The organism is Bacillus cereus group sp. MG9 (assembly GCF_040459995.1).
Lineage (GTDB): Bacteria > Bacillota > Bacilli > Bacillales > Bacillaceae_G > Bacillus_A > Bacillus_A mycoides.
On record NZ_JARVHC010000001.1, the window covers coordinates 4,407,378 to 4,433,975 of the forward strand.

Sequence of the window (26,598 nt, forward strand, 5' to 3'; positions counted from 1 at the left end):
TTGTTATCTTACAGTTTTGTCATTTTTCTCATTAATGTATGATATTCTTCATCTTTTGCAAATTGGAACGTAACTGTTGTTCCTTCCCCTTCAGTTGATTGTACATACACTCCATGATGTAAATTACCGCAGATTTCCTTCGTAATATATAAACCCATACCTGTCGCTTCCCTTGTTTTACGGCCGTTTATTCCCGTAAAGAACGGATCAAATATACGCTTTACATCTTGCTCAGGAATACCAATTCCATTGTCCTTAATATGTAATAACACCTTTTGATCTTTCTCTTCAATTTGAAATTGAATTTCTTTTTTCTCTGCTTCTGAAATTTTTGTATACTTAATTGCATTCACAACAATTTGGCTCATCGCGATACTAAGCCACTTTCTATCAGACGCAATCATACAAGTCTCTTCTTCAAACATCATTTTCGGAAATACAGAAGATTGAATGAACGACTTCCGATTTTCATTAATAATATCTCGAATGACCTCTATAACATTTACTACTTCTACTTTATAATCTTTCGAAAACTGATCTAACCTTGCCATATGTAACGCTAAATCTAACCCATTTAAAATACGGTTATTTTCTTCACGAATACTTTCAATCGTTCCCCTTGCTTCACGGTGTTCCTTACCATATTTCTGTAACAATAATTCAATAACGGATACTGGTGTTTTCATTTGATGGATCCATTGATTCATGAAAATCATTTGCTGTTGCTCTTTTGCATGCTGTTTATGAACTTCATTCATATATTGCTGCCTTAATAGCGTAAACGCTTCAACAACCAGTTCTTGCTCTGACGTATAAGAAGTATCGATAAGTAAAGAGTCATGTAATGTATGTCCACCGGCAATATACTGTTCTATTCTCTTTAAAAACACACTTCGTTTTCGGTAATCGTAAATAAGGTATACACTAAACACAACTGACCCTAATAACAGTCCGTATAGCCATGTACTCCAGTCCAGCGAACGCTTTTCTAAAAGGCTTTGCAACTGCAATACGAGCCCAAATAAACAAAGGCTTATAATGTAAGAAAGGATTAAGGAAAAACGGTCTATGAGGTAGCTTTTAATCTTCATGCCCTTCGCCCCACTCAGTAAGAAGAGCATAACCGTACCCACGCTTTGTGACAATTGCATTTTTAATGCCTAACTCCTCAAGTTTCTTCCTTACACGCTTTACATTCACGGTTAATGTATTATCATCAACAAAAGCTACTTCATCCCATAAAGCCTCTAACAGCTCTTCACGTGTCACGTATTGATTTGATTGTTTCATTAAACATTCTAATAAATAAAACTCATTTTTTGTAAGTTCCGTTTGTTGACCTTTCCACTCTACTGTGTGCTGTGATGGGAATAATAACAATCCATTAACACCTAAGCAGTCACTTTCCGCCGCCAAAGCATACTCACCATACCCGCGGCGGAGTGCACTTTTCACCTTTGCCATTACGATATCTAAATGGAATGGCTTTGTAATGTAATCATCTCCGCCATTTTCAATCGCCATTACTTGATCCATTTCCCCTGTTCTTGCAGAAACAAAAATAATCGGCGCATTCGATACAGTGCGGATTTGGCGGCACCAGTAGAAGCCATCAAAGTATGGTAAATTAATATCAAGTAACACAAGATGAGGACTTACTTTTACAAACTCATCTTTTATATGCCGTAAATCGCTCACTCTGAAAGATTGATATCCATACCTTTCTAAATGCTCCTCTAATATCTCTGCAATTTTTTCATCATCTTCTACAATTAATATTTTATACATATTCCTTTTCTCCCCATAAAATATTCTTCTAAAATCACTCCTTTGTCTATTATAAATTGAAACTTTAATCAATGGGGATTTTTTCCTATATCGACTTATGGTTCACCTATATGAATTGGGTTTTCACTGGACTCAAATAACGAAAAAAAAAGACCGCCATATTTCGGCAGTCTTAATCGATAAATTCAAATTGATATTCAAGAATTTTCACAATATCTCCGTCTGTTGCACCACGTGCACGAAGGGCTTCATCAATACCCATTCCACGCATTTGACGAGCAAATCGGCGTACAGATTCATCACGTGAGAAGTCTGTCATCTTGAATGTTTTCTCAATGTCATAACCAGAAATAACAAATGTGCCATCACTTTCGCGTGTAATTTCAAAATTAGATTCAGATTCAAATTTGTACATTACACTTGCTTCAGATTCTTCTACATCATCGTACATTGGGAATTCTGGTGTTGTTTCTAATAAGTTCGCTACTTCAAATAGTAAGTCACGAACACCTTGTTTCGTTACAGCTGAGATTGGGAAAATTTTCACTTCGTCTCCCAATTTCTCTTTAAATGCTTGTAAGTTTTCTTCTGCATCTGGCATATCCATTTTGTTTGCAACAACAACTTGTGGACGCTCAGTTAAACGCATATTGTATTCTTTTAGTTCATTATTGATTGTGACATAATCTTCATATGGCTCACGTCCTTCTAAACCAGACATATCGATAACGTGTACAATTACACGTGTACGTTCGATATGACGTAAGAATTGGTGTCCAAGTCCAACGCCGGAGTGTGCGCCTTCAATTAGTCCAGGAAGGTCAGCCATAACGAAGCTGCGGTTATCACCAGTTTCAACAACACCAAGATTCGGAACGATTGTTGTAAAGTGATATTCTGCAATTTTCGGACGCGCTGATGATACAACAGATAATAATGTAGATTTACCTACACTTGGGAATCCAACAAGTCCAACATCTGCTAGCACTTTAAGTTCTAGCGTGACATCACGTTCTTGACCTGGTTCCCCGTTCTCAGCGATTTCTGGAGCTGGGTTCGTCGCTGTTGCGAAACGTGAATTACCACGGCCACCACGGCCACCTCTTGCGATTACAGCTGTTTGTTCATGCGTTACTAAATCGGCAAGAATTTCACCTGTTTTTTCATCTTTCACTATTGTTCCTGGTGGAACCTTTACGATTAAATCTTCAGATTTACGACCGTGCTGACCTTTACTCATTCCGTGCTGACCGCGATCAGCTTTGAAATGACGTTGGTAGCGGAAGTCCATTAATGTACGTAAGCCTTCCTCAACAACAAAAACAACATCTGCACCTTTACCACCGTCGCCACCTGCTGGGCCACCTTTAGGTACATACTTCTCACGACGATACGCAACCATTCCGTTACCACCGTCGCCGCCTTTTACATATATCTTGACCTGATCTACAAACATTATTTCACCACACTTTTTTCGATTAGTTGTAATATAACTGAGACTTCTTCGTCTCGTACTGTATAAGAAATGGAATACCATTTATTGTTTTCGTTCGCAAGCCACGTTTGTAGTTCTTCTACATTCGTTAGCTTTCCACGAAAATCAAAAAAGAAACGAGCATTCTCCGCGTCACTTTCAATTGTGATACAAACATAATTTTCAACATATACGTCTAAACTATGCTGAAGCATTAAGAAAAACTGATTCGTCCATGTACATACAGTCTCATCTAGATGAGATAAGTTATGTAATTTCCCTAATACTTCGTACTCCAATAAGCACGGTTGCTGTTTCCAATTATATGTTAAAATCCACTCTGAAAATAAAGGCATTGATAGCCCCATCAGATTGGATTCTTGTCTCGCTTCTTGGACAAAACGATCGATGAGCCTATGAATCTCTTCCACTTTTCCAAGGGAAAGATTTCCTTTAACCATCTGCAAACGATTGAGCCAATCATGTCTCGAGTGGCTCAACGCATCTATAATTGTCCATTTTTCATTCATTTAGATACCCCTTAATATAGAAAAACTCTAACCTGCACTCAGGTTAGAGTTTTCCGTGAGTTCTTATGCTTCTTGAGCAACAGGATATACGCTCACTTGTTTGCGGTCACGACCAAGACGCTCAAAGCGTACTACGCCGTCAACTTTCGCGTATAAAGTGTCATCGCCACCACGACCAACGTTAACACCTGGATAAATTTTTGTACCGCGTTGACGGTAAAGAATTGAACCACCTGAAACCGTTTGACCATCTGCGCGTTTAGCACCAAGACGTTTTGACTGAGAGTCACGACCGTTCTTTGTACTACCTACACCTTTCTTAGATGCGAAAAACTGAAGATCTAATCTTAACATACGTTACACCTCCTGCACTTTTTCTATTAAACGGATATACTTTCCGTAATCAAGTTCAATCGTCTTAAGTGAAACAACCAATCCTTCTAAAAGTATTTGTGCTTTTTCTGCTGTATGAACGTCTAAATCATTAGGCAATTCATACGTCAAGAATCCGCCATCACTTCCGAGTTCAATAGTTGCCTGCACATTACAAAGTTCTTCCACTGCATTTATAGAACCAAACACAACCGCTGTAGTTCCAGCACAGACAAGATCTTGTCCATGTGGCGCATAATTGGCATGTCCAGTCATTTTAAATGATCGGATACTTCCTAATTTCGTGCGACTTATCGTAATCTTAATCATCTTAACCAGAATTAAGCGTTGATAGCTTCAACTACTAGCTTAGTGTAAGGTTGACGATGACCTTGTTTCTTACGATTGTTCTTTTTCGCTTTGTATTTGAAAACGATGATTTTCTTAGCGCGACCTTGTTTTTCAACTTTCGCAGTAACTGTTGCACCCTCTACAACTGGGCTACCAACTTTCACGTTTTCGCCACCAACGAAAAGAACTTTGTCAAAAGTAACAGTTTCACCAGCTTCAACATCTAATTTTTCAATGTAGATTGCTTGACCAGCTTCAACTTTAATTTGTTTTCCACCTGTTTCGATAATTGCGTACATACTTGCACCTCCTCTTAATTACTAAGACTCGCCAAAAACGAGGTAGACATAAAATGTCTTTAGGGAACCTGTCTTGTGCGGTTGTAGCATATAGCAGTTTAGGTGCTATAAACTATAACATAAAAATATTACCATGACTCATTGACTATTGTCAATGAATGTTCTGCTAACTATTTTTTCCGTTCTACAATTTCTTTCTTACTTCCAAAACGGATAATAGCGTACTTTTCGATAATATCATCTTTGAAATAAATTTCAAATGGAATATTTTTTTGTAATTCTTTTTGTGAAAAATGTTTTTGTACTTTTTTTGAAGCACCAATCAATACAGCTTCATCCTCTATATTACCATAAGTAATAAGCTCTCTCTCTAGCTCATACGCAATTGTTTCATTAGATATAACGTAACCTGTCGCTTTACAAGGCGCACACTCTTCTAATAATACGTCACGTAACGAATGTTTCTTGCGCTTACGCGTCATCTCTAAAATACCTAACTCTGTAAACCCAAGCACTCTTGTATATGTGCGATCATCTTGTAAAGCTATCATTAAACGCTCTCTTACCTTCTCTTTATCTTCCCGTCTTTTCATATTAATAAAATCAATTAATATCATCCCGCCAATATCACGAAGTCTTAATTGACGAGCAATCTCTTCAGCAGCCATTTCATTTGTGCGAAATACGGTATCTTGTAAATTTTGTTTTCCAGTAAATTTACCTGTATTCACATCAATTACAGTCATCGTCTCCATTTGTTCTACAATTAGATAGGCACCATTTGGTAGCCACACAATTTTTTGAAGTGCTTTCTCGATTTCACGATCTATTCCAAAATGGTTAAACATCGAAGATTTTTCATTATAAAAGGATACTCTTTCTTTCCCTACTTTTTCTTCTAATTCTTTTACTATACTTCTCGTATCTACAACTATTTTTTCAATTGTTTCAATTGGGTTCTCCTGAAATACACGATCTAAAAACGTCGCTGGTTGATGAAGTAGTAAGGGCGCCTTCCCTTGATCTTCTTTTCTTTTTAACTCTTCATATAACTGCTGCAACCCTTGCATTTCAGCTTGTATTTCATCGATCGTTCCTTTTTCAGAAGCAGAACGGAAAATGTATCCACCTGTTCCTTCTACTTCAATTCCCAGTAACTGTTGTCTTCTTTTATTATTTTTTATTTTCCGAGAAACAGCGCGCATTTCATCATAGGGCATGTAAACGACATATTTTCCGGTAAATTCTATCTTCGCCGTTAATTTTGGCCCCTTCGTATCAATTGCCTCTTTCACAACTTGTACAAGTATCGCCTGTCCTTCATGTATGCGATATGAAGATGGTACATCATCAAATGAAAGATATGCATGTTTTTCTAATCCGATATTTACAAAGGCTGCGTTCATTCCAGCAATTGTTCTTACGATACGCCCAACATAAATATGTCCGACAATCTCCTGCTCTTCATTCCGTTTCCATAAAAGCTCTACAATTTTTTGTTTCTCTTCTATCGCAACACGCTTTTCCGAACCAGTGTAGTTAATATATAACGTCTTCAAAATTCTTTCCTCACTTTTCATTTCTTTTCCTTACAATATAAAAGGTTAGTGTCGTCGTCAACACTAACCAATTAATTCTTCAACAGATGAGGTTGTTCGTTTTTCAGCAAAATACGCATACAACAATTCATTTTCGTCCAATGTGTAATGCTCTTTATATTTTCCATGGACGATAATAGAGTGTTTATATCCTCTGCGAAATTTTGTGAAAATCGTATATAAATGATCTTCCGTTTTCACCTCAATAGGTGCTATTTTTTCAATATCTCTTTTATTCCCATAATAACGCTCTAATAAAAAACGCATAAATGCGTACCGTCTTTGTTTCCATTCTTGATATAAAGAAATCGCTAGAAAAACGAGTAATACCCACATCATAATGTTATTACTATTCCAAAGTAACTGCCATCCTAATATTACACTAAAAAAAACACATGACAATTTCATCATCTTTTCATGTGCTTGTAAATAGGGAAAACGATATGATAATACATTAAATAATACTTTTCCACCATCAAGTGGCCAAATAGGCAATAAATTAAACCCTAAAATAATGACATTATTCCATACAAAGAAATGGTACAAATCGTCAGTTACCCAGCCCGCTTTATACAAAATGTAAGCGACTGCAATCATCCATATATGCTGAATTGGCCCCGCCATAACGACAATTAATTCTTCTTTTAACGATTTGTTCCCATGTTCTTCCATCTCAACTACACCACCAAACGGCAAAAGCTGAATTTGTTTAATACGCCAATTATAATACGCTGCGGCAAAAGCATGCCCAAGTTCATGAACTAAAACGATACAAAATAGTAATAGTAACTCTTTAAAACGTGCTGTAAAAATACCAATGACAATAATAACCCAAAACAACGGATGCACAGAAATTTTCGTGAAAACATCCCTATATTTAATCAAATGAAATCACCTGAATTGGATCAATAAATTTTTCATTCTTTTTTATTGCAAAATAAAATTTGCCATTTTTATTATTTTCATCATTACTCACTATTCCAATTTTTTGTTTCTTTGAAACGTAATCATATAATTTTACTGACATATCATTTAAATTTGCATACCATGACTCCGTACCATCAGCGTGCTGAATTTGAACTGTATTTCCAAGTTCCTCTTTCTTGCCCGCAAAAACAACTATACCTTCATTTACTGACTCCACCGTTGCATTTGTAGCCGTTTGAACAAATACACCCTGGCCGTTTTTTTGAAATCCTTGCATCACCTTTCCAGAGGCAGGAATCGCATAATCCTTTTGCTGAATAGCCTCTTCTTTTTTCTCATTTGGAGAAAAGAACACGAGAGGTTTTCCAAACTGATTTTCATACCATTTTGATATAGTAGCAAATTGAAATTCTTCTTGCATAACTTTTTCTGTAACAGCTCTAGTACCATCAAAAGAAGAAGGTGCGTTCTTAAATAAAATAGCAACCGAAAGAACTAATATTGCTGATAGCAAAACTTTGAAGAGAAAAACTTCTTTTCGAAATAGAGGATGAATTTCCTTCTCCCCCTCTTCAATAAAGACCGTTTCGCTATCAAAATCTCCTCCCGCAAAATACTGCTCTTCTTCTAGCAATTCTTGCTCTGCTTTCCTTTTCGCAATCCGCTTTTTAATTTCTTCCACACGTCTATTCTTCATACTGTCTCCTTTCTTTCGTTAGCCTTATTCAAATAGAAACAGTTATATACAGTTTGTACATATGTATGAGTTATAGAAGGAAGATATTCATGCGAAGAAAAAAGAAAGCACTCCGCATTTATGCGAAGTGCTTTTAACGGATTCCAAAGAAATTTTTCATCTTTGTAAATACCGATACTTTTTCTTGTTCAAATGCTTGTAATGGTACATTCTCACCTAACAAGCGTCTTGCAATATTACGATAAGCTATTGCTGCTTTCCCGCTAGGTTGCAGCGCTACAGGTTCACCTGTATTCGTAGCACGAATAACTTCATCATCATCCTCGACAACTCCAAGAAGCTCGATTGACAGTGTACGTACGATTTCATCAACGTCTAACATATCCTGTTCATGAAGCATATGACTACGCACACGGTTAATGACAAGTTTCGGTGGTTCAATATCCTCTTTCTCTAAAAGCCCGATAATACGATCCGCATCACGCATTGAGGATACTTCTGGTGTTGTTACAACGATTGCTTTATCCGCACCTGCTACTGCATTTTTAAACCCCTGCTCAATCCCCGCAGGACAATCAATTAATATGTAATCATAATCTTGACGTAATACTTGTATTAATTCATCCATTTGTTCAGGTGTTACCGCCGACTTATCGCTCGTTTGTGCTGCAGGTAATAAATAAAGATCATCAAAACGCTTATCTTTAATAAGAGCCTGAGGTAAACGACAACGCCCTTCAACGACATCAACAAGATCAAATACAATACGATTTTCTAGCCCCATTACTACGTCTAAATTGCGTAAACCGATATCTGTATCAATTAAACACACTTTTTTCCCAGATAACGCAAGGGCTGTACCAATGTTCGCAGACGTTGTAGTTTTACCTACTCCGCCTTTTCCAGATGTAATTACTATTGCCTCTCCCACAGCTATACAATTCCCCTTTCTAACTTTGTTAAATTAGGTCTAAGATGAGTGAGAAGTTGCAGGCGATCGACAACAATGTGATTGTTCTCATTAATGTACGCACATTCTGCCGCCTCTGCTCCGTCTTCTTTCTCTTCCGGAGCCCGCATTGTCACATCACTAATTCGGAGTTGCATAGGGTTCATAATAGATGCAGCAATAACAGCTTCTGAATCTCCATCATACCCCGCATGTGCAATTCCTCTTAATGATCCCAAGACAAAAATATTCCCCCCAGCGATAACCGTTCCGCCTGGATTAACATCTCCAATTAATAATAAATTGCCTTTTACATGTAACACTTGTCCAGAGCGAACAATTTTGGAAATAGGGACAATTTCTGTTTCTTCTTTCCAAGCTATTGCTTCTGCTTTTGTTATAACATCACTTTCGATTGATTCTACAACAAGGTTCTTCTTATTGCGAATTAACGTACGAATCTCTTCTTGTTGTACTTCTGTTAAATAGCGATTTCCTACTTTAACACGCACTTCAATTAAAGAACGTCCGTCACTCTCATAGTAATGTGTAGAAAGCTTTTCATCCAATTCTTTTAGTAGCTCAGAGAATGAACAGCAATCATCTAAATGAAGTGTTATTCCATCTTTTGTCCCTTTTATCGTTACATTTTGTTGCTTTTTTTCTTCCACTAAAGTTCACCCCACCGATTCAATTCGACATAAAATTAGAAAATCCTTTTTTCTTTTTCTTCTATCGCTTTTGAAAGACGCACTAAATATCGTCTCAGTGGGAAACAAACTATTAATAAGAAAATTCCATTTAGCAATAAAGTAGCAAGGAGACGATCTGTGAAAAAGACAGATGCTGACATGTGAGTACGTCCTAACAAAGTTAAAAACCCATACACATAATACTCTAATGCTGCAATGCCAGCCAGTACGATAGAAGCGACAATAAATAAATTCAATTGTAATACTTTCATCACACTATAAACTAAATAAGCTAAAATCGGATAAGCAAATATATATATACCGACAAGTTCCGTGTATACGGTATCAAATAAGAAACCAAATAATAGTCCGTAGTAAATCCCTTGAACCGGACTATAGTACACTGTAATAAAACATAACACAATTATAAAGAAATGCGGTGCTGCTATACTGCCTTTCCAAAAGACGTCTGTTGGAACAACAGTAGAGAACATATTTTCAAATAAAAAAACAAAAAGGAGCAAAAGAGGAAGAGCTGCTCTTTTTAAAATCGTCATCATCTCTTCTCTCCCTCCTATTCTAACGGCGCTGTAGGCATATCACGTTTTGCAACTATAATATGCTCTACATCATTCAAATCAGCGGATGGTTTTACATAAGCCGTTTTTGTTAAACCGTATGGATCTGGCTGAACATCAACAATTTTCCCAATCGCAAGACCTTTAGGGAAGATATCACCAAGTCCAGATGTTACAACTAGTTGATCTTTTTGTACCTCTGCATCAGAGCTAATCTTTGTGAAAAGAAGTAGTTGTTTTTCTTTATCGTAACCTTCAATTAATCCAAAGATATTTTCTTGTCCTTGTACAATAGCAGAAACACGGTTTGTTCGGCTCATCGAACTTAACAACTCTACTGAAGATGTAAACTGAGATACACTTTTTACGCGTCCAACTAAACCTTTCGGAGTTACAACAGCCATATCTTTTTTGATCCCTTGCTGTGCTCCTTTATCAATTCCAACTAAATCGTACCATTTATCGGGATTACGAGAAACCACACTAGCTTGTACTTCCGTATAATCACCACGGGACTTTTCTTTACCAGTTAATTCTCGTAGTTTTTTATTCTCATCGTCTAAATTTTTCACTACTGCAGATAAATCTGCGGTAGAATCTAATTTTGCTTTCAGCTTTTTATTCTCTTCATACGTGCGCTTTACATCTTCTACGTTCTCGAAGAATCCGGCAACATAATTCGCTGGCTTTTGGAATACACGTTCTACAACACCGACAGTATCTTTTATAAACTGCTCTGGCCATGATAAACTGTTCCGTTCTTTCAATGAGATTCCAATCAATGCCACGAGAAGAATAATACTAACTAACAAAACAATTAATCTTTTGTTTAAGAAAAACTGTGGCACGTTCACACCCTCTTAATTTCATTGATTTTTATTTTGCAATATTATCGAGCAGCAGTTTTGAAAAGATCGATATTGTCTAATGCTTTACCCGTTCCAATTGCTACGCAATCTAATGGATCCTCTGCAACAAGAACTGGCATATTTGTTTCTTCACTAATAACTTTATCTAAGTTACGTAGTAATGCCCCGCCACCCGTTAATACGATACCACGGTCCATAATATCCGCTGCTAATTCAGGTGGAGTTTTTTCTAACGTATTTTTAACTGATTCTACAATTGCATCTACTGTATCTTTTAATGCATCTGCAATTTCTTCTGGTTGAATTAGTACTGTTTTCGGTAAACCACTTACTAAATCACGACCGCGAATTTCCATAGGCTCAATACCTTCTGGCTCGCCTGCAGAACCGATTTCTAATTTTAATGCTTCTGCTGTTCTTTCACCGATCATTAAGTTGTAGCTTTTCTTAATGTACTGAATGATTGAATCGTCCATATCATCACCAGCAACACGAACTGATTGACTTGTTACAATACCACCTAAAGAAATAATTGCAACTTCTGTTGTACCACCACCGATATCAACAACCATACTACCAGTCGGCTCCCAAACAGGTAAGTTTGCACCAATTGCTGCTGCAAATGGCTCTTCGATTGGATAAGCATCACGAGCACCAGCTTGACGAGTCGCATCGATTACTGCACGTCTTTCTACAGCTGTAATACCAGATGGTACACATACCATTACGTATGGTTTACGTGAGAAGAATCCATTTGATTTTTGAGCTTGTTGAATGTAGTATTTCATCATTATTGCTGTTGTTTCGTAATCAGCAATTACACCATCTTTCATAGGACGAAGTGCCACTACGTTTCCTGGTGTACGACCAATCATTTGTTTTGCATCGCTACCTACCGCAACGATTTGTTTCGTATCAGTTTGTAATGCTACTACTGAAGGTTCACGTAAAACTACACCTTTCCCTTTCACATATACAAGCGTATTCGCTGTTCCTAAGTCTATTCCAAGATCGCGAGTAAATCCACCAAATCCAAACATATCATTTATCTTCCCTTCTTATTTTCACGGACTCATTTTTCTTACTTTATATTTATAAAAACAGTACGTTTTTTTATATCTGCATCCTTTTTGTAGATAATTTTCTACAAAAAACTCATAAATCACATTATAAAACAAAATAAGTAAAAAGAATAGTCTTAAATATGACCTTTTTCCTTTAAACTCACGAATTTATGGTCACCTATTATGATATGATCAAGTACTTCAATTCCGATAATTCGACCACATTCTACTAATCGTTTTGTAACTTCAATATCTTCACGGCTCGGCGCCGGATCTCCTGAGGGATGGTTATGAAGACATATAATAGAGGCTGCTGCCCGACGGAACGCTTCTTTAAAAACTTCCCTTGGGTGCACAATCGACGTATTTAAACTTCCAATAAAAATAGTTTGCCTATGTATAACTTGATTTTTCGTATTCAAATATAAACAAACAAAATGCTCCTGTTGCAAAAAACGCATCTCTTCCATCATATAACTCGCACAATCTTCTGGACTTCGAATACTATATCTATTTTGATATTCTAAACGTACCATTCTTCTACCTAATTCAAAAGCAGCCATAAGCTGCGACGCCTTTGCAATCCCAACACCATGAATGCTCATCATCTCTTCTAACGTTGCATCCTTTAACATTCGTAAGCCGTCAAAATGATGGAGAATATTATCTGATAACGTTAACACCGTTTCTTCTTTAGAACCCGTTCTGAGTAAAACTGCAAGAAGTTCTCGATTCGATAAACTTCCTGCTCCTTCTAACAATAAACGCTCCCGTGGCTGTTCTTCTCTCACAACATCACGAATACCGTTCATCTCTCCACCCCTTTTTTTACGATTTCTCCTAAAGAAAACCCCATGCAATTTTACACATGGGTTACATCGCTATCAAACTGTTTTAATTCACGGACAAGACGCGCAATTGGCAAGCCAACTACACTGTAGTAGTCCCCTTGAATATGTTGAACAAAAATAGACCCTTTACCTTGAATTCCATAGCTCCCTGCTTTATCAAGTGGTTCCTTCGATGCAACGTATACGTCTATTTCCTCTTCTGTTAATCCCCAAAATGTTACTTCTGTACGTTCATAAAAAGTTACCGTTTTTTCTTTCGATATAATTGCAACACCTGTGTATACTTCGTGTGTTTTCCCCGATAATAATCGTAACATTTCTTTCGCCTCAGCCTCATTAGACGGCTTTCCAAGAATACGCGAATCATATGTAACAATTGTATCTGCACCTAGTACAACTTGATTACTATGGTTTTCTGCCACAGCAGATGCTTTTTGCAAAGCAAGCGACATAACAATATCAGAAGGTGATGAATATGCACCAATCGTCTCTTCTACTTCACTAACAACGATTTCAAATGGAACATCTGCTAATTCAAGCAGTTCCTTCCTCCTAGGTGACCCTGAAGCTAAAATAATTTTCCTCATATTTTCTCCTTCCCTTCTCACATGAAGCAGAATAATTTAAATCAATCGTATCAAAGGAATAGTTTCCCCACAAATTCTAGAAATATCATTTTCTCTAAACAAAATAATAGTTCTTTTTAAATACGATTATATGCTGCCCATACAGAAAGCACTTTGTTCTAAATTCAAAAGAAAAGAAAGAAGTATATGTACTTCTTTCTTCGTCATTTCATTATCCTATTATTTCACTTTTTGTGAAACCATTTTTTCATACGAAAGTATACCATCAATAATAACTTGATTTAATTTAGCTACAGATTCCTTATCGCTCTTCCCTTCCTTAATCGTTTGCACCGCTATTGACGTATACGTATAAAGCTTCTTCGCATCTTCACGCTTCATACTCTTCCCTTCCTTTTCAATAGCTTTCCACTCTTTTTGAATCGCTTCTATATCTTTTGGATTACTTTTTCCACTAGTTTGTACGCTGGACACATATTTTGCTAAATGAGTATATAATGGCTGCACTTTCGCTAAAAACATTCCTACTTCTTTATCATTTTTGAGCAATGCTTTATCTGTAATATCCCAATTTTTTTTCAAAACTGAAACACCATCTTGCTTATACTGATCTATTAATTGATTAACAGCCTGTTCATCGCTCGTAATAGCAACAACTAACGCATACTTATCACCACTCGGTTTCAAAGTAGCCACGCCCCCATTACTTTTCCACTCTTCAATAGCAGCCTGTCCTTTTTCTTCAGAGGAATAAAGCCCTCCTTGAACGAAAAATAGTTTCATTGGTTCTAATGACGTTCCTACCTGTGCTTTTGGTTTTTCCTCTTTCGGTGTTGGTGTTTGTTCTGCCGTTCCACCCACCTTTTGTTCCTCATTACCTGTCTGCTTCGAAGCCGTTACCTTACCTTCTCCTGTCGTCCCTTGTCCAGTTAATAAATGAATCATACCCATCCCAAATGCAGTACCGATAATTATTGCAGTTGCAACAATTGCGATTATTGTATTGCTCCACTTCTTTCGATATTTTTCCATAGATACTGATTTCGCTTTTTGAAACGGAACGACATTTTTCGGTCTCTCACTTTCTGCTATCATCCAGTCAAACTCATCCTTCTTTTTTTCCTCATACTTCGCTTCTGTTCCATTTACTTTCACCGAGATCGTTCGTGATTGCTTGTCCATACACTCACACCTCACCTCTTGTCATTGTCCGCATCATATCATATTCATTCCACAAAAAAACGAGATATTTGTCAGAGGAATTCGTCAAATAACCCTATATTATTATCTTATATGTATGCATTTGACTTCATTTGTAGAACAAAAAACTAGATAGCAAAGACTATCTAGTTTTTCTCGCGAATATATTTTCTAACTTCGGAAATGAAATACAAAGAACCTGTTATGATAAAAACATCATGTTCTCCTATCATGTCAACCTTTGTATCAATTGCCTCTTTCCAATCTTCAAAAACTAATTTTGACTCTTGTTGTGAATACGATGCAAGCTTGTCAGCAGAAATGGCACGATCAAAGGCAAACGTCGTAAATATTATTTCATCAGCAACTTTTTCTAATTGCCCTACCATGTTATGTAACTGTTTGTCACCAAGAGCAGTAAATAAAACTATTACATTCTTCTTTTTATAATGTGCCTCTACTGTTTTTACAAGACTTTCAATACCTTCTGGATTATGAGCACCATCTATTATAATATCTGGATTACTTTGTAACTTTTCAAATCGACCAATCCAGTATGCTTCTTGTAAGCCAACTTTCATCTCCTCTTCATTAATTAAAAATGATAAATATGTTTTTAAATACATTACTGCCATAAGCGCTAGCGCTGCATTGCCTACTTGATGAATACCTTTCATTGAAATTCGAACATTTTCAAACGAGGCAAATGGACAATCAAAATCAAAATGTTCCCCATCTTCATTAGAATGTTTATGTAATGTTGTAAACTGTTTTCCAAGTTCATATAAGCTTGCATGGTTTTCCTTAGCAACCTTTTGAATTACTTGCAATGCTTCTTCATTTTTCACACCAGTAATAACTGGAACACCAGACTTAATAATCCCTGCCTTTTCATATGCAATTTCTCCTAGTGTATTGCCTAAAATATGCATATGATCGTGGCCGATATTCGTAATAATCGTGAGAACCGGATGAATAACATTTGTAGAATCAAATCTTCCCCCAAGCCCCGTTTCAAATAAAACAACATCACAGAAATTAACTTTACCGAAATAATAAATTACCATTACTGTAATGATTTCAAACTCAGTCGCTTCTCCTAAGTCCGTCTCATCTAATTTTTCAACGACTGGCTTTACCATATTTACAAGTTCCGCAATCTCTTCATCTGCAATCGGTATTCCGTTTACACTAATACGTTCATTGAATGTTTCTATGTAAGGCGATGTAAACGATCCTACTTTATATTTCGCACCTTCTAACATGTAGCGCATGTATGTTAAGGTTGAACCTTTTCCATTTGTGCCGGCTAGATGAACACATTTTATATGACGCTCTGGATTTCCGAGTTCTTCTAACATCCATTGCATTCTTTCTAGTCCTGGTTTTATCCCAAATTTCAATCGGCTATGAATCCAGTTTATCGCTTCTTCGTATGTATGTATCACGTTTGCTATTCCCCTTTCAAAAGACAAACTTCTTAATTCTATTATACGCAAAGAAAAGAGACTCACCAATATAGTGAGTCTCTGAAAAACATTTTTATTTCTCAAGATCCGCTAGACGTTGACGAACCGCTTCGCGTTTTTCTAGGTAATCTTGCTCTTTCGCACGCTCTCCGTCAATAACTTCTGCAGGAGCTTTCGCTACGAATCCTTGGTTTGAAAGTTTCTTCTGTACACGTTCTACTTCTTTACCGAACTTCTCAAGTTCTTTTTCAAGACGCGCTTTCTCTTCATCAAGATTGATAAGATCAGCTAACGGTAAGAATAACTCTGCACCTGATACGATTGCAGTCATCGCTTTTTCTGGCGCTTGTAAATCAATCTTAATTGTTAGTTCACTTGGGTTACAGAAACGCTCAATGTAAGAGCTGTTTTTCGTAAGCTGAGCTAGTACTACCTCGTCTTTTGCTTTAATTTGCATTTGAACTTTTTTGCTCATTGGCGTATTTACTTCCGCACGGATGTTACGAACAGAGCGAATGATATCAACTAGAAGGTGCATTTCTGCTGCCGCTTCTTTATCTTGTAAATCTTCGCGAACTGTTGGCCATGCTGCTACTGTAATAGACTCGCCTTCATGCGGTAAATGTTGCCAAATTTTCTCTGTTACGAACGGCATGAATGGATGTAATAGACGCATCGTTTGGTCTAATACGTAAGCTAAAATCGAACGAGTTGTTTTCTTAGCTGCTTCATCTTCACCGTATAGTGGAAGTTTCGCCATCTCAATGTACCAGTCACAGAAATCATCCCAAATGAAGTTGTATAATGAACGACCAGCTTCACCGAACTCATATTTATCCATGTTACGTGTTACACTTTCGATTGTTTCGTTTAAGCGAGTTAAAATCCACTTATCTGCAACTGATTTTTCACCAGTTAAATCGATTTCTTCATACTTCATGTCATCCATGTTCATTAATACGAAACGTGATGCGTTCCAAATTTTATTAATGAAGTTCCAAGTAGATTCTACTTTTTCCATGCTGAAACGTAAATCTTGACCTGGTGCACTTCCTGTTGATAAGAAGTAACGCATTGCATCTGCACCGTACTTCTCGATAACATCCATCGGATCAATACCGTTACCAAGAGATTTACTCATTTTACGTCCTTGCTCATCACGAACTAAACCGTGAATTAATACATCTTTAAATGGACGCTCTCCTGTAAACTCTAAACCTTGGAAAATCATACGAGATACCCAGAAGAAGATGATGTCATAACCAGTTACTAAAGCATCTGTTGAATAGAACTTTTTAAAGTCTGCTGCATCTTCATTCGGCCAGCCAAGTGTTGAGAATGGCCATAATGCTGAACTGAACCATGTATCAAGCACGTCATTATCTTGATTCCAGTTTTCAAGATCTGCTGGTGCTTCTGTACCTACGTATACTTCACCAGTTTCTTTATGATACCAAGCTGGAATGCGGTGTCCCCACCATAATTGACGAGAAATACACCAGTCATGAATGTTTTCCATCCAGCGTAAGTATGTGTTTTCAAAACGCTCTGGTACGAACGTTACTTTTTCTTCTTCTTTTTGTTGAAGTTCTACCGCTTTTTCTGCAAGTGGAGCCATTTTTACGAACCATTGTGTTGATAAATAAGGCTCAACAACTGCACCGCTACGCTCACTATGACCTACTGAGTGCATATGAGGCTCGATTTCTACTAATACGCCAGCTTCTTGTAAGTCTTTCACTAACTCTTTACGGCATTCGAAACGATCCATACCGTTATACTTACCAGCTTTTTCGTTCATCGTTCCATCTTCGTTCATTACTAAAATACGTGGTAAGTCATGACGGTTACCTACTTCAAAGTCATTCGGGTCATGAGCTGGTGTAATTTTCACAACGCCTGTTCCGAAGTCTTTTTCTACGTATTCATCAGCAATAATCGGAATCTCTCGGCCTACGATTGGAAGTGTAACTGTTTTTCCGATTAAATGTTTGTAGCGATCATCTTCTGGATGAACTGCTACCGCTGTATCACCAAGCATTGTTTCTGGACGAGTAGTTGCAAGGCGAATGTGACCAGAGCCGTCTGTTAACGGATAGTTCATATGGTAGAATGCACCTTGAACTTCTTTATGAATTACTTCAATATCAGAAAGAGCTGTGCGTGTTGCTGGATCCCAGTTGATGATATACTCACCGCGGTAAATTAAGTCTTTTTCATATAATTGAACGAATACTTTATTAACAGCGTTAGATAAACCTTCGTCTAATGTGAAGCGTTCACGAGAATAGTCTAGTCCTAAACCAACTTTCCCCCATTGTTGACGAATGTGAGAAGCGTATTCTTCTTTCCATTCCCAAGCTTTTTCAAGGAATTTCTCACGACCAAGATCGTAACGTGAAATACCTTCTTCACGAAGTTTTCCTTCTACTTTCGCTTGCGTTGCGATACCAGCATGGTCCATTCCTGGAAGCCATAATACATCGTAACCTTGCATACGCTTTGTACGAGTTAAAATATCTTGAAGCGTCGTATCCCAAGCGTGACCTAAGTGTAACTTACCAGTTACGTTCGGAGGTGGAATTACAATTGTATATGGTTGTTTCTTCTCATCTCCTGTTGCTTCGAAATATTTGCCTTCAAGCCACCACTTGTAAAGGCCTTCTTCAACGGACATATGATCATATTTAGTTGGTAAATTATTTTCCGTGTTTGACATTATTTTCCCTCCTTAAAATAAAAAATGCCCCTCATCCAAAAAAGGACGAGGGACATCGCGGTACCACCTTTATTTACAAACAAATTCAGAATTTGCTTATACTCTTAATTTGATAACGGACAAATCCGTCTTTTCCTAATAAGAATCATTCCGTTCAGAAAAGATGCTCCAGGGCTACCTTCTAACATAACTATCTAGAGAACCTCCCAGCCAATGGTTCCCCTCTCTGAAGACGTTTCATGTTATACTCTTCCCCTTCAATGCATTTATGTGATTGTTAATTATTATATACAATAGTGTAAAAAACGAAACCTTATTCGTCAAGATAAATTTGAAACTACGGCTTTTATCTCTTTATGGAACTAATAAAAAAAGATAAGCAGGGTTCTCCCTACTTATCTTCTTTATCCGTTCCCTTGCTGGGCAGCTTGTAATTGCGAAAGGAAATATTCTGTATTACTAATGAGCCAATGCGATTGCTGCAGAATTTTTACCCCGCGAAGCTCATTTTCTTCATTACGACTCTTTCTTCTTTTCGTATACGACTGAATTTGCCGAATAAAATGCGACGGGTACGTCATATACGCAAACATAAGAAGCTGCTCCTCTTTCGTAAATGGAAAATTTTTTTGATACATTTGATACCATTCAAAGCGGTCGCTCCGCGCAATTGGATATGTGTTCAAAGACCTTGAATAAAAGCTGACGATATCCTGTACCGGTGTAGCAAACTGAGACTTTTCTAAACTAATAAAATAACCGTTTCGTTCATAATCAAATAAAAAGTGATTAAGCGATACATTTCCATGAACGAAAGTAGTACGTGTTTTTTCCTTTTCTTTCATTGCATCATGCCATTCACTTAATTGTTTCGTTGCGAACTCACGTGCTCTCATAACGTGGTGATAATACGTACAATATTGTAATTCAAATGGAGACATATACCACTTCGCTTCAGATTCTATGAGAAACTCTTCTAATATCTCGCCATCATTTTCCCAACGGCCGGATATATTTGTATAATGTTTTTCTAAATCTTCTTCTGTATAAGTCTCCTCTTTCACCGTTTTTTGATGCAACGTCCCGAGCGTTTGAAACATCTTATGGTATTGATCATTATCTTCGCCATTTCCTTCCGCACGTTCTAACCAAGGCATTAAATAATAGCTATACGCCCCATCACTTAAAACATAATTCCCGTCCGTCGTGTGATAGATAGGTACATAATTCGAAAAACCTTTCTCCTTCAAATACTGAATATGGTGTAAAAAATTATTCCGCTCTAATTTTCTATCTTGTATTTTCTTTAACGCATACGGACCTTGATTCGTATAAATTTTCATTACACTTCCGTGCTCTTCCATATGCTGAGTGTCCAATCTATATTGCCTCACAATGGGTTCATAGCGATTTCGTAATTCAATATCCATACGAATAACCCTTTCTTATTCAAAACATAGCTTCTAGGAAAAGAAAAGAGGTGAGTGAAAAAACTCACTCACTTATTTCACTGTTGCTTTTGAAACAGGAATATATATAATTTGCCCTGTAGTTAAATATATATCTTCTGATTGATTTACACGATATAAGCTTTGTACAGTCGTTTCATAACGTTCTGCAACCGATTCAATTGTATCTCCTTCTTGTACGAAGTACATTCTTACCTTCGTAAATTCTTCTTCTGGTTCTTTCGTAAATAATTTCGTTAAATAAAGTGCATTTTCATCTCGCTGTGAATATGCTTCTTCCTCTGGCTCTTCCTGCTTTTTCGCTTTTTCTTTCTTGAAATTTTTCCGCCCGAACAATTCAAATTGTGGCGTCTTTTCTTGCTCCTCTTCACGCTCCACAAGTTCATGTTCTTCTAATTCCTCTTCTTCTATTTCTTGCTCTTTTCTTTCTTCTAACTGAAACGGCTCAAATGCATAATCTTCCCATCCATCTGATTCTTTATAGGCTGGTACCTCTTCGTGCGGTACAGGTCTACTTTCATCTTCTTCAGCTGAATCAGCTTCCAACTCGGCATACACCGTCTCTTCCTCTTCATCCTCGGTTCTTTCTTCGTCACATAAACCTGTAATAGATATATCCGCTAATAGTTGTAAGCAACCATTTTCCTTTAATTCATAATCAAATTCCTCGATTGATACATATAATTCTTCAATTACTTTCACTCGATTTCTTGGAATTGATATTTCGAGCGGAAAGGAATGGACAAGCTCATTAACCCCGTCTGCCCTTGTTTCTACATAATCAATTGCCTTTGCTGGTGATAGCTCTCTTAACGAATAAGCTGAATCATCTTGCCTTGCAACGTACTCTCCCGTTAAATCTAATTGCCCCCTCACGATAACTTCATGATCGAGCTCCTCTATCTCAACGTCTGGATCTAACGAAATTGACAAAAGTTCTTCGACTTCCTGTCCCTTCTGGAACCAAACAGATTCTTTTAATGAAAATCGTAATGAATGATCTGTTGCCACTTCTTTTCCCCCTCCCAAACTATATGTCATTACAGATTTATGTTCCCTAAGGCTACTTTATGAATAAAAAAAATCGCTCCCCTAATGGAAAGCGATTTTCTCTAAGAAATTATGCTTTTAATTTTGACATTGCAATTTCGGCCGCCGCAATTGTCGCCTCAATATCTGCATCACTATGTGCTGTCGATAAGAATAAACCTTCAAATTGAGAAGGTGGTAAAAATACACCTTGTTCTACCATTTCACGATAGTAAGCTGCAAAGAATTCTAAGTTTGAAGATTTTGCTGCATCATAATTAATAACTTGCTCATCTGTAAAGAAAATACCAATCATAGAACCTGCACGATTAATGTGATGCGGGATATTATGCTTTTCAGCTGCCTTACGTAGTCCAGCCTCTAACATTTCTGCTTTACGCTCAAATTCCACATATGATTCTGGCGTTAACTGCACTAACGTTTCATAACCTGCTGTCATTGCAAGTGGATTACCCGATAATGTTCCAGCTTGGTAAATCGGTCCGCTTGGTGCAACTTGACGCATAATCTCTGCCTTCCCACCGTATGCTCCTACCGGCAAGCCACCACCGATTACTTTACCTAAACAAGTTAAGTCAGGAGTTACACCGTAGTAACCTTGTCCACAATTATAAGCAACACGGAATCCTGTCATTACTTCATCAAAAATAAGTAGTGCACCGTTTTGCTCTGTAACTTCACGAAGTCCTTCTAAAAACCCTGGTTGCGGGGGAACAACACCCATATTCCCTGCCACTGGTTCTACAATTATACAAGCGATGTCATCACCGAATTGTTCGAAAGCATATTTTACACTTTCTAAATCGTTATACGCTACTGTAATCGTATTTTTCGCTACACCTTCTGGTACACCAGGGCTATCTGGTAAACCTAGCGTTGCTACACCCGAACCTGCTTTAATCAATAAAGAATCACCATGACCGTGATAACAACCAATGAATTTCAAAATTTTGTTACGTCCAGTGTAACCACGAGCTAAACGTAGTGCACTCATTGTCGCCTCTGTTCCAGAGTTAACCATACGCACAATCTCAATTGATGGTACACGCTCGATAACAAGCTGCGCTAATTTATTTTCAATTTCTGTTGGTGCACCAAAGCTTGTTCCTTTTTCAGCAACAGCTTTTAAAGCCTCAACAACACGATCATTCGCATGACCATGAATTAAAGGTCCCCACGATAATACGTAATCGATGTATTCATTCCCATCGATATCATATACTTTAGAGCCTTTTCCGCGCTCCATAAACAGCGGATTCATACCAACAGACTTAAAAGCACGAACAGGGCTGTTTACGCCTCCAGGCATTAAATTTTGAGCCTCTTCAAACGCCGCAATCGATTTATCAAATTTTTTCATTATTTAGCGCCTCCTTCTTGTAACCATCTTGCTGCATCTTTTGCATGATACGTAATAATCAAGTCTGCTCCTGCGCGTTTCATGCTAATTAATTTCTCAAGTACAACTTCTTTTTCATTAATCCAACCATTTTGTGCTGCTGCTTTAATCATCGAATATTCACCACTTACGTTATAAGCAACGACTGGTAAGTTAAAGTTATTTTTCACATCACGAACGATATCTAGATAAGAAAGAGCTGGCTTTACAATTAAGAAGTCGGCCCCTTCCATTACATCTGATTCTGCTTCACGGAATGCTTCCATACGGTTCGCTGGGTCCATTTGATATGTTTTACGGTCACCAAACTGCGGTGCACCATGTGCTGCATCACGGAACGGTCCGTAAAATGCTGATGAATATTTCACAGCGTACGACATAACTGGTACGTGCGCGAAACCATTTTCATCTAATGCATGGCGAATTGCTGTTACAAATCCGTCCATCATGTTAGATGGTGCAATAATGTCTGCCCCTGCTTTCGCTTGACTTACAGCTGTTTTTGCAAGAGCTGCAAGAGACTCATCATTTAAAATAACGCCATCTTCAATAACACCGCAATGACCATGGCTTGTAAATTGACATAAACATGTATCTGCAACTACTACTAGCTCTGGGAACTCATCTTTAATTTGCTTAATTGCACGCTGTACAATTCCATGCTCACAATATGCCGATGATCCAACTTCGTCCTTTTCAGCAGGTAAACCAAATACAATAACAGAACGAATACCTAAATCAACGACCTCTTGCATTTCAGCTTGCAATAAATCTAAAGACATTTGATATACGCCTGGCATAGAAGGAACTTCATTACGAGTATTTTCTCCTTCTAATACAAAAATAGGGTAAATAAAATCTTCTGTATGTAAAAATGTTTCACGTACAAGCGCACGCATGCCCCCGCTTTGTCTTAAACGACGATGACGATTAAATTGTAAAGAATTCATAGATTTCTATCCCCATTCTTTTATTTTATCCCGCATTAACGGGCAGTAAGACCCCCACCTCAAAATTCGGCTGGAGCAAAGAAGTTAGGTGGGAGATCAACTGCCCGTAAACGCCCGATTGGTTCAAATAATAATCAGTGGGGGATGAACAACCCCCCCACTGATTAAAGTTTCACTTTATAGATTCACAAATGCATTGTAGTAATGCTTCTACAGTGTACTCTTTTGGCACAATAACATGTGGAAAATAGAGGTTCGCCTCTTTTTCCGTAATAGGCCCTATACAAGCAATTGTACATTTTTTCGTCCATTCTCTCCAGTTTGTACCCTCAAGTAAACGAACAAAACTATCAACAGTTGAAGGGCTCGTAAATGTAATAATGTCTACTTTCCCTACTTCTAGCGCTACTATAAGCTCTTGCTTTTTCATTACATTTTCTTTCGTACCGTATACGATTAGCTCCTCTAGAGAAACACCCATTTCCCGGAGTTTAACTGGAATAACATCTCTTGCTAAATTCCCTTTCGGAAATAAAATACATTCGTTTCCACTTAGTTTTTTTACAAACTCTTCTGCAAATACTTCTGCAACAAATGCAGTGGGAACAAAATCTACTTGATAGCCTCGCTTTTCTAACTCTAACTTTGTTTTCACGCCTACTGCAGCAATTTTAATCGGTCCGGGGAGCTTCTTTCTCAAACTATCTAGAAAAAAAGCTACACCATTTTTACTCGTGAAAATAACCCAGTCATACGAATGTAGCTGCCCTGCTATATGTTGAATTTGCCTATGAGACGTACCTTCCATACGCAAAAGCGGAATTTCCAATGGAATTCCGCTCCTTTCTTTCACTGCTACACTCATTTGTTTCGCTTGGTGCTGGGCACGTGTAATCAATACTGTTTTGCCAGCGAGAGCGTTCATATTTATTGTTGCTCCTTATTTGCAGCAAGGATGAGCTCTTTTGCTCCTTGTTTAATTAAACGGTCCGCAGCCTCTAATCCAACTTGCTTCGGATCATTACCTACTACTATCTCTTTCAATAAAACAGAACCGTCCATAGAACCGACAAGCGCTGTTAATTCGATTGCATCATTTTCTTTAAGAGTTGCATATCCAGCGATTGGAACTTGGCATCCACCTTCAAGTTTATGAAGAAATACTCGTTCAGCAGCCACTGTTCTTTCTGTTACTGCATCATTAATATGTGCTAACAACTGAAGTAAATCCGTATCATCCTCACGACATTCAATCGCTAATGCACCTTGTCCTACGGCTGGTACACATAACGTTTCATCTAAATGTTCTGTAATAACTTCTCCGTCCCAGCCCATTCTCTGTAATCCAGCTGTCGCTAAAATAATTGCATCGTAATCTTCATCTTTTAACTTACGTAAGCGTGTATCGATATTCCCGCGAATCCATTTTACTTGTAAATCTGGTCTCGCAGCTAGTAGTTGTGCACTACGTCTCAAACTACTCGTTCCTAAGATCGCGCCTTCTGCTAAGTCTTTAAACGATTCTCCGTTTTTAGAAATAAAAGCATCACGAGGGTCAACGCGCTTTGGCGTACAACCAATCGTTAATCCATCTGGAAGTACAGCTGGCATATCTTTCATACTATGTACAGCCATATCAATTTCTTTCGTAAGTAACGCATGTTCAATTTCCTTTACAAATAAACCTTTTCCGCCTACTTTTGAAAGAGTAACATCTAAAATAACATCACCTTTTGTGACGATTTCTTTCACTTCAAATTCATATGGTAAACCAAGCGCTTTTAATTGATCAATAAACCAATTAGTTTGTGTTAATGCTAGTTTACTCTTTCGTGAACCTACAATAATTTTGCGCATAATTCTCTCTCCTCATTATAAATACCAAAAGTGGAAATTAGATAAACTGCTTAATAGAAAAATGTTAACTAGCATTACGAGAAATGCCCCGATATTCCACTGCACAATTTTCTTACCTTGCAACACATCTGCTGCTCGTAAATATAAGCCCACGCAATATACAAATAGAACGACAAAAGACCCAATTACTTTCGTATCATACCAATGGAAATTATCCAATTTTGTATATCCCCATATGCATCCTAATATAATTGCTAATAAGAAAAACGGAACAGAAAATAAATTTAATCCGTAAGACATAGATTCAAGCTTCGGCAAATTTCCTAATCTTCTTAATCTCGCATTCCACTTTTTCTTTTTTAATAGTCGGTATTGCAATAAATACATAATAGAAAAAATAAACGATACAGTAAACGTTGCATAAGAAATAATCGCCATACCGACATGCACGTATACAAGTTCTGAAACTAATTGCTCTGCAAGTACTGGCGACATCTTTCCGAGCGGTGTAAAAATAGAAAAAGCGCTTACGCCAAATGCTACAACATTTGTAAAAAAGACTAAAAAGTCAATACGCATAAATCGATTAATGACTAATGACATCGTAATCAATAACCAAACATAAAAATAAATCCCTGATAATAAAGTTAAAATAGGATTCGTTTCTGAATCTGTAGCCCTAAGCAACATAAAGATAGACTGCAGAACCCATACAATCGAAAGTAACCAAAAAGCAAAGCGGTTCGCCTTTCGGTTACTTTGGAAATAATCTATAAAATATAAACTAATGCTACAAGCATATAAAATAATTGCAATATGATAAATAATACTGTTATTTAAAAAACTCATCCGATCATCC

General features: G+C 37.4%; 27 protein-coding genes and 2 other annotated features. All 27 genes read right to left on the minus strand.

Features of this window, described 5'->3' with window-relative positions; genetic code table 11:
* Positions 1–8 precede the first annotated feature (8 nt).
* The 27 genes from QCI77_RS22660 to QCI77_RS22790 all read right to left on the minus strand — a co-directional run bounded on the left by QCI77_RS22660 (position 9) and on the right by QCI77_RS22790 (position 26,588).
* Positions 9–1,091, minus strand: a complete 1,083-nt coding sequence (locus tag QCI77_RS22660; RefSeq protein WP_353825502.1) for a HAMP domain-containing histidine kinase — start codon at positions 1,089–1,091, stop codon at positions 9–11.
* Complete coding sequence (locus tag QCI77_RS22665; RefSeq protein ID WP_002192469.1) at positions 1,081–1,788, minus strand: response regulator transcription factor; 708 nt, start codon at positions 1,786–1,788, stop codon at positions 1,081–1,083. Before QCI77_RS22665 ends, QCI77_RS22660 begins: the two co-directional genes overlap by 11 nt.
* Before the next feature lie 172 nt (positions 1,789–1,960).
* Positions 1,961–3,244: a GTPase ObgE gene (gene obgE, locus QCI77_RS22670; protein ID WP_002015378.1), complete on the minus strand. Its 1,284-nt coding sequence runs from the start codon at positions 3,242–3,244 to the stop codon at positions 1,961–1,963.
* The gene (locus tag QCI77_RS22675; protein WP_002015377.1) at positions 3,244–3,792 is read right to left on the minus strand and encodes a sporulation initiation phosphotransferase B; all 549 of its coding nucleotides are present in this window, start codon (positions 3,790–3,792) and stop codon (positions 3,244–3,246) included. Before QCI77_RS22675 ends, obgE begins: the two co-directional genes overlap by 1 nt.
* Before the next feature lie 63 nt (positions 3,793–3,855).
* Positions 3,856–4,146 (minus strand): 50S ribosomal protein L27, encoded by a 291-nt coding sequence (gene rpmA / locus QCI77_RS22680; protein WP_000944957.1) that lies wholly within the window; start codon positions 4,144–4,146, stop codon positions 3,856–3,858.
* A 3-nt stretch (positions 4,147–4,149) separates the two neighbouring features.
* Positions 4,150–4,494 carry a ribosomal-processing cysteine protease Prp gene (locus QCI77_RS22685; RefSeq protein ID WP_002138477.1) on the minus strand — a complete coding sequence of 115 codons (345 nt, stop codon included), beginning with the start codon at positions 4,492–4,494 and terminating at the stop codon, positions 4,150–4,152.
* Positions 4,495–4,505: 11 nt separating this feature from the next.
* A complete protein-coding gene (rplU, locus tag QCI77_RS22690) occupies positions 4,506–4,814 on the minus strand; it encodes a 50S ribosomal protein L21 (protein WP_000270907.1) in 309 nt (102 codons plus the stop codon).
* Positions 4,815–4,828: 14 nt separating this feature from the next.
* Positions 4,829–4,907 (minus strand) — a sequence feature (ribosomal protein L21 leader region).
* A 77-nt stretch (positions 4,908–4,984) separates the two neighbouring features.
* Positions 4,985–6,394 carry an Rne/Rng family ribonuclease gene (locus tag QCI77_RS22695; protein WP_002034148.1) on the minus strand — a complete coding sequence of 470 codons (1,410 nt, stop codon included), beginning with the start codon at positions 6,392–6,394 and terminating at the stop codon, positions 4,985–4,987.
* A gap of 42 nt (positions 6,395–6,436) precedes the next feature.
* Positions 6,437–7,297 (minus strand): M50 family metallopeptidase, encoded by an 861-nt coding sequence (locus QCI77_RS22700; protein WP_002088816.1) that lies wholly within the window; start codon positions 7,295–7,297, stop codon positions 6,437–6,439.
* Entirely contained in the window at positions 7,290–8,036 is a 747-nt protein-coding gene (locus QCI77_RS22705) for a M23 family metallopeptidase (protein WP_002034147.1), read from the minus strand. The genes QCI77_RS22700 and QCI77_RS22705 overlap by 8 nt, the downstream gene beginning before the upstream one ends.
* 133 nt (positions 8,037–8,169) lie before the next feature.
* A complete protein-coding gene (minD, locus tag QCI77_RS22710; RefSeq protein ID WP_000503308.1) occupies positions 8,170–8,967 on the minus strand; it encodes a septum site-determining protein MinD in 798 nt (265 codons plus the stop codon).
* Between the two features lie 2 nt (positions 8,968–8,969).
* A complete protein-coding gene (gene minC, locus QCI77_RS22715; protein ID WP_002015372.1) occupies positions 8,970–9,656 on the minus strand; it encodes a septum site-determining protein MinC in 687 nt (228 codons plus the stop codon).
* 35 nt (positions 9,657–9,691) lie between these two features.
* Positions 9,692–10,237, minus strand: coding sequence for a rod shape-determining protein MreD (mreD, locus tag QCI77_RS22720; protein WP_002015371.1), 546 nt, complete (start codon positions 10,235–10,237; stop codon positions 9,692–9,694).
* Positions 10,238–10,251: 14 nt separating this feature from the next.
* Positions 10,252–11,103, minus strand: a complete 852-nt coding sequence (gene mreC, locus QCI77_RS22725; protein WP_002129256.1) for a rod shape-determining protein MreC — start codon at positions 11,101–11,103, stop codon at positions 10,252–10,254.
* Between the two features lie 41 nt (positions 11,104–11,144).
* Complete coding sequence (gene mreB / locus QCI77_RS22730) at positions 11,145–12,164, minus strand: cell shape-determining protein MreB (RefSeq protein WP_002015369.1); 1,020 nt, start codon at positions 12,162–12,164, stop codon at positions 11,145–11,147.
* A gap of 158 nt (positions 12,165–12,322) precedes the next feature.
* On the minus strand, positions 12,323–13,000 hold the full coding sequence (gene radC, locus QCI77_RS22735) for a DNA repair protein RadC (protein ID WP_002015368.1): 678 nt from the start codon (positions 12,998–13,000) through the stop codon (positions 12,323–12,325).
* A gap of 50 nt (positions 13,001–13,050) precedes the next feature.
* Positions 13,051–13,626 carry a Maf family protein gene (locus QCI77_RS22740; RefSeq protein ID WP_060751111.1) on the minus strand — a complete coding sequence of 192 codons (576 nt, stop codon included), beginning with the start codon at positions 13,624–13,626 and terminating at the stop codon, positions 13,051–13,053.
* A 219-nt stretch (positions 13,627–13,845) separates the two neighbouring features.
* The gene (locus QCI77_RS22745) at positions 13,846–14,808 is read right to left on the minus strand and encodes a stage II sporulation protein B (RefSeq protein WP_085312439.1); all 963 of its coding nucleotides are present in this window, start codon (positions 14,806–14,808) and stop codon (positions 13,846–13,848) included.
* Positions 14,809–14,972: 164 nt separating this feature from the next.
* A complete protein-coding gene (locus QCI77_RS22750; RefSeq protein ID WP_353825503.1) occupies positions 14,973–16,274 on the minus strand; it encodes a bifunctional folylpolyglutamate synthase/dihydrofolate synthase in 1,302 nt (433 codons plus the stop codon).
* A 94-nt stretch (positions 16,275–16,368) separates the two neighbouring features.
* Entirely contained in the window at positions 16,369–19,014 is a 2,646-nt protein-coding gene (locus tag QCI77_RS22755; protein WP_113768835.1) for a valine--tRNA ligase, read from the minus strand.
* A gap of 38 nt (positions 19,015–19,052) precedes the next feature.
* Positions 19,053–19,284, minus strand: a binding site (T-box leader).
* A 134-nt stretch (positions 19,285–19,418) separates the two neighbouring features.
* Positions 19,419–20,444, minus strand: a complete 1,026-nt coding sequence (ysxE, locus tag QCI77_RS22760; protein ID WP_002190786.1) for a spore coat protein YsxE — start codon at positions 20,442–20,444, stop codon at positions 19,419–19,421.
* A gap of 72 nt (positions 20,445–20,516) precedes the next feature.
* Positions 20,517–21,524 (minus strand): stage VI sporulation protein D, encoded by a 1,008-nt coding sequence (spoVID, locus tag QCI77_RS22765; protein WP_353825504.1) that lies wholly within the window; start codon positions 21,522–21,524, stop codon positions 20,517–20,519.
* Between the two features lie 79 nt (positions 21,525–21,603).
* Positions 21,604–22,893: a glutamate-1-semialdehyde 2,1-aminomutase gene (hemL, locus tag QCI77_RS22770; RefSeq protein ID WP_002034163.1), complete on the minus strand. Its 1,290-nt coding sequence runs from the start codon at positions 22,891–22,893 to the stop codon at positions 21,604–21,606.
* The gene (gene hemB, locus QCI77_RS22775) at positions 22,893–23,882 is read right to left on the minus strand and encodes a porphobilinogen synthase (RefSeq protein WP_002015358.1); all 990 of its coding nucleotides are present in this window, start codon (positions 23,880–23,882) and stop codon (positions 22,893–22,895) included. Before hemB ends, hemL begins: the two co-directional genes overlap by 1 nt.
* Before the next feature lie 172 nt (positions 23,883–24,054).
* Positions 24,055–24,807: a uroporphyrinogen-III synthase gene (gene hemD, locus QCI77_RS22780; RefSeq protein ID WP_002088828.1), complete on the minus strand. Its 753-nt coding sequence runs from the start codon at positions 24,805–24,807 to the stop codon at positions 24,055–24,057.
* 2 nt (positions 24,808–24,809) lie between these two features.
* Positions 24,810–25,739, minus strand: a complete 930-nt coding sequence (gene hemC, locus QCI77_RS22785; protein ID WP_002034194.1) for a hydroxymethylbilane synthase — start codon at positions 25,737–25,739, stop codon at positions 24,810–24,812.
* 15 nt (positions 25,740–25,754) lie between these two features.
* Positions 25,755–26,588, minus strand: coding sequence for a cytochrome c biogenesis protein (locus QCI77_RS22790; protein ID WP_002015354.1), 834 nt, complete (start codon positions 26,586–26,588; stop codon positions 25,755–25,757).
* Positions 26,589–26,598: the final 10 nt, after the last annotated feature.